The 4,366-nt window shown below is 69.7% G+C and carries 5 protein-coding genes and 1 pseudogene; all 6 read left to right on the top strand.

Annotated features, from left to right (window positions below):
* Positions 1 to 584, top strand: a 584-nt coding sequence (locus ABNT58_RS12665; protein ID WP_348753833.1) for a substrate-binding domain-containing protein, incomplete at its 5' end; no start/stop codon positions are given.
* Positions 584 to 1,582, top strand: coding sequence for an ABC transporter permease (locus tag ABNT58_RS12660; protein ID WP_348753832.1), 999 nt, complete (start codon positions 584 to 586; stop codon positions 1,580 to 1,582). The genes ABNT58_RS12665 and ABNT58_RS12660, both read left to right, overlap by 1 nt.
* Positions 1,583 to 1,605: 23 nt before the next feature.
* Positions 1,606 to 2,412: an ATP-binding cassette domain-containing protein gene (locus ABNT58_RS12655; RefSeq protein WP_348753831.1), complete on the top strand. Its 807-nt coding sequence runs from the start codon at positions 1,606 to 1,608 to the stop codon at positions 2,410 to 2,412.
* Between the two features lie 16 nt (positions 2,413 to 2,428).
* Positions 2,429 to 2,884, top strand: a complete 456-nt coding sequence (locus ABNT58_RS12650; RefSeq protein ID WP_348753830.1) for an RbsD/FucU domain-containing protein — start codon at positions 2,429 to 2,431, stop codon at positions 2,882 to 2,884.
* A complete protein-coding gene (locus tag ABNT58_RS12645; RefSeq protein WP_348753829.1) occupies positions 2,884 to 4,122 on the top strand; it encodes an ROK family transcriptional regulator in 1,239 nt (412 codons plus the stop codon). Before ABNT58_RS12650 ends, ABNT58_RS12645 begins: the two co-directional genes overlap by 1 nt.
* Positions 4,123 to 4,175: 53 nt before the next feature.
* Positions 4,176 to 4,366 (top strand): annotated as a pseudogene (locus tag ABNT58_RS12640) (hypothetical protein); the annotation flags it as partial.

The raw sequence follows: 4,366 nt of genomic DNA, 5'->3' as shown, positions 1-4,366 counted from the left end.
GCCAGTACGCCAAGGCGGCGCTGGGCAGCAAGCCGGCCAAGATCGTCACGCTCGACCTGTTCCCCGGCCACCCGGTGGGTGCGCAGCGGCACAACGGCTTCATGAAGGGCTTTGGCCTGACCGCACCCGATGCCAAGAGCAACGAGCTGGGCTCGGACGCCGCGATCGTGTGCCAGGCCGACAGCTTCGGCGACCAGGCCAAGGGCCAGACCGCGATGGAGAACTGCCTGCAGAAGGTGCCCGATGTGAACGTGGTCTACACCATCAACGAGCCGGCCGCGGCAGGCGCCTTCAACGCGCTGAAGAAGGCGGGCAAGGACAAGGGCGTGATCATCGTGTCGGTGGACGGCGGCTGCCAGGGCATCCGCGACGTCAAGGCCGGCAAGATCGCCGCCACCTCGCAGCAGTACCCGCTGAAGATGGCCGCCATGGGCGTGGACGCCGCCCTCGAGTACGCCAGCAGCGGCAAGAAGGCCAGCGGCTACGTCGACACCGGCGTCACGCTGATCACCGACAAGCCCATCGCCGGCATCGACAGCAAGGACGTGAAGGCCGGCACCGACCTGTGCTGGGGGAAGAAGTGATGAGCACCGTCGCCGCAGTACCCAAGGGCAATGCCATGTCGACCTCGCTCAAGGACAAGCTGCCGCCGCTGGGCGTGCTGGGCCCGTTCATCGCGCTGCTGGCCGCCTGCATCTTCTTCGCGACGCAGACCGACCGCTTCCTGAGCGGCCAGAACTTCTCGCTGATCCTGCAGCAGGTGATGGTGGTGGGCGTCATCGCCATCGGCCAGACGCTGATCATCCTGACCGCGGGCATCGACCTGTCCTGCGGCATGGTGATGGCGCTGGGCAGCATCGTGATGACCAAGTTCGCGGCCGACCTGGGCCTGCCCACGCCGGTGGCCATTGCCTGCGGCATCGCGGTGACGACGCTGTTCGGCCTCATCAACGGTCTGCTGGTCACCCGGCTGAAGCTGCCGCCCTTCATCGTCACGCTGGGCACGTTGAACATCGCGTTCGCGATCACGCAGCTGTACTCGCAATCGCAGACGGTGACCGACCTGCCCGACGCGATGACCTGGCTGGGCACCACCTTCGGCCTGGGCGGCACCAACGTGGCCTATGGCGCGGTGCTGATGCTGCTGCTGTACTTCGCGGCCTGGTTCGCGCTGCGTGAAACGCAGTCGGGCCGCCACGTGTACGCGGTGGGCAACAACCCCGAAGCCACGCGGCTGACCGGCATCCCGACCCAGAAGGTGCTGCTGGGCGTGTACGTGATCGCCGGCGTGTTCTACGGCATCGCTTCGCTGCTGTCGGTGTCGCGCACCGGGGTGGGCGACCCCAACGCCGGCCAGACCGAGAACCTGGACGCCATCACCGCGGTGGTGCTGGGCGGTACCAGCCTGTTCGGTGGCCGCGGCGTCATCCTCGGCACGCTGGTGGGCGCGCTCATCGTCGGCGTGTTCCGCAACGGCCTCACGCTGATGGGCGTGTCCTCGGTCTACCAGGTGCTGGTCACCGGTGTGCTGGTGATCCTGGCGGTGGCGGCCGACCAGATGTCGCGCAAGTCGGCCCGCTGAACCCTTTGCTGAAGGTGCAATCCATGAACACGCAGACCGCGGCCCCCGCGCCGCAGATCGTGATGAAGGCCACCGCGCTGGTCAAGCGCTACGGCCAGGTGACGGCCCTGGACGGCGCCGACTTCGAGCTGCGCGCCGGCGAGATCCTGGCGGTGATCGGCGACAACGGCGCCGGCAAGTCGTCGCTGATCAAGGCCTTGTCGGGCGCCACCGTGCCCGACACCGGGCAGATCCTGCTCGACGGCCAGCCGGTGCAGTTCAAGAGCCCGATCGACGCCCGCCGCGCCGGCATCGAAACCGTGTACCAGGACCTGGCCGTGGCTCCGGCCATGTCCATCGCCGAGAACCTGTTCCTGGGCCGCGAGGTGCGCCGGCCGGGCGTGCTGGGCAGCGTGTTCCGCATGCTCGACAAGAAGCGCATGCTGGAAGAAAGCATCGCCCGCATGAACGACCTGAAGGTGGGCATCCGCTCGATGACGCAGGCGGTGGAAACGCTGTCGGGCGGCCAGCGCCAGTGCGTGGCGGTGGGGCGTGCGGCGGCCTTTGCGCGGCATGTGGTCATCATGGACGAGCCCACCGCAGCCCTGGGCGTGAAGGAGGGCAACATGGTGCTGGAGCTGATCCGCCGGGTGCGCGACAAGGGCCTGTCGGTGGTGCTGATCTCGCACAACATGCCCCATGTGTTCGAGATTGCCGACCGCATCCACGTGGCGCGGCTGGGCAAGCGGGCCGCGGTGCTCAACCCGCGCAAGATCTCGATGAGCGACACCGTGGCGGTGATGACCGGCGCGATGCAGGCCAAGGACATCCCGGCCGAATGCCTGGCCTGAGGTCCCGGAAGTACCCATGCTCAAGCACATCCATCCCCTGCTGTTCCCCGAGCTGCTGAAAGTGCTGGCCGAGATGGGCCATGGCGACGAGATCGTGCTGGCCGATGCCAACTTCACCGCCCATACGCTGGCCACGCGGCGGCCGGTGCTGCACTGGCCCGGCGTCTCGATGGCGCAGGCCTGCGAGGCGGTGCTGTCGGTGCTGCCGCTCGATGAGGCGGTGGCGCAGCCGGTGGCCTACATGCAGGTGGGCGGCAGCGAGCCGGGCTATCGTTCGGCCCTGCAGCGCCAGGTCATAGCCGCGATGGCCGCACGCGGCGACGCCCGGCCCGAGCAGTGCCTGGCCACCGAACGCTTCGCCTTCTACGACCGGGCGCGCGAGGCCTTTGCGGTGGTGCAGACCGGCGAGCTGCAGCCCTGGGCCAATTTCGTGCTGAAGAAGGGCGTGATCGCCCACCCGCTGGAGACCTGATGCCACCCGCCGCCACTGCCGCTGACCCGACCGACACCGGCCGCCTGCGGCCGCGCGGCTCCAGCCAGGGCGGCCTGCGCCAGTACAACGAACGGGTGGTGCTGCAGGCCATCCGCCTGCATGGCGCGCTGCCGGCGGCCGAGATCGCGCGGCTGACCCAGCTCACCGCGCAGACGGTCTCGCAGATCACCAAGCGGCTGCTGGACGACGGCCTGCTGGTCAAGGGCACGCCGGTGCGCGGCAAGGTGGGGCAACCCTCGGTGCCGCTGGCGCTGGCACCCGATGGCGCCTACGCCATCGGCGTGAAGGTGGGCCGCCGCAGCCTGGACGTGCTGCTGGTCGACTTCACCGGCGCCGCCTGCCAGCGCTGGTCGGTCAGCTACGACTACCCCGAACCCGAGGCCGTGTGCGCCGCCATCGACCAGCACCTGGGCGCCATGCGCCAGTGGCTGGGCGTGGGCCGCCGCGACCGGCTGCAGGGCATCGGCATCGCCGCGCCGCTGTCGCTGGGCGGCTGGCAGGCGCTGCTGGGCGTGGAACGCGAACGCGCCCGCGCCTGGGACCGCATCGACCTGCCCGAGCGGGTGGCGGCCATGAGCGGCCTGCCCGTCACCTTCGTCAAGGACACTGCCGCGGCCTGCGTGGCCGAGCTGGTGGCCGGCCGCGGCCGCAGCGTGCGCAGCTTTCTGTACGTCTTCGTCGACACCTTCATCGGCGGCGGCCTGGTGCTGGACAGCCACCTGCGCGGCGGCCTCAGCGGCAATGCCGGCGCGGTGGGCTCGCTGGCCATGGGCCGCGGCCGGCCGGGCGCGGCACCGCCGCCGCAGCTGCTGAGCGTGGCCTCGCTCTTCACACTGGAAACGCTGTACGCCGCGGCCGGGCTCGACCTGGGTGCCACCACCGACGCCCGCGCGTTGCAGGCGCCCTGGCTGCCGCACACCCAGGCCTGGCTGGCCGACGCCGGCCCGGCGATTGCCCTGGCCCTGCATGACGCAGCCTGCCTGCTCGACCTGGAAGGGGTGATCGTGGACGGACAGTTCAGCCGCGAGCTGCTGGCCGCGCTGCTGGCCGCGGTGGAAGCGGCCTGCGCCGACCTCAGCTGGGAGGGCGTGCGCCGCCCGCTGCTGATGCCCGGCACCATCGGCCCCGACGCGCGTGCGCTGGGCGGTGCACTGTTGCCGCTGCACGCCAACTTCGCGCCCGACCGCGACCTGTTCCTGAAGCTCGAGAGGCCCTAGCAGGCGCAGCCTCCTAGAATGCCGCCCCTTCCACCTCAACAACAAGGACGCCCGTGGACCTGCAAGTACCGATCAAGATCTTCGATGAACTCCTCGAGGAGGTGATCGAGTCCACCGGCATGCTGGACCTGGCCAGCGGCGAGATCCGCGACGTCAAGTACATCGACTACGACGTGGCCCAGCGCGGCCTGCCCGCCGAAGACCCCGAATACGACTTCACCAGCGGCATGCTGTCCAACAACGG

It is taken from the genome of uncultured Aquincola sp., from assembly GCF_964001545.1.
Classification (GTDB): domain Bacteria; phylum Pseudomonadota; class Gammaproteobacteria; order Burkholderiales; family Burkholderiaceae_C; genus Aquincola.
This window is presented reverse-complemented; position numbering and strand designations above follow the sequence as displayed.

What these genes read in the sequence shown, in the direction of transcription:
- ABNT58_RS12660 (WP_348753832.1), top strand. Translation starts at nt 584, where the DNA reads ATGAGCACCGTCGCCGCAGTACCCAAGGGCAATGCCATGTCGACCTCG.
- ABNT58_RS12655 (WP_348753831.1), top strand. Translation starts at nt 1,606, where the DNA reads ATGAACACGCAGACCGCGGCCCCCGCGCCGCAGATCGTGATGAAGGCC.
- ABNT58_RS12650 (WP_348753830.1), top strand. Translation starts at nt 2,429, where the DNA reads ATGCTCAAGCACATCCATCCCCTGCTGTTCCCCGAGCTGCTGAAAGTG.
- ABNT58_RS12645 (WP_348753829.1), top strand. Translation starts at nt 2,884, where the DNA reads ATGCCACCCGCCGCCACTGCCGCTGACCCGACCGACACCGGCCGCCTG.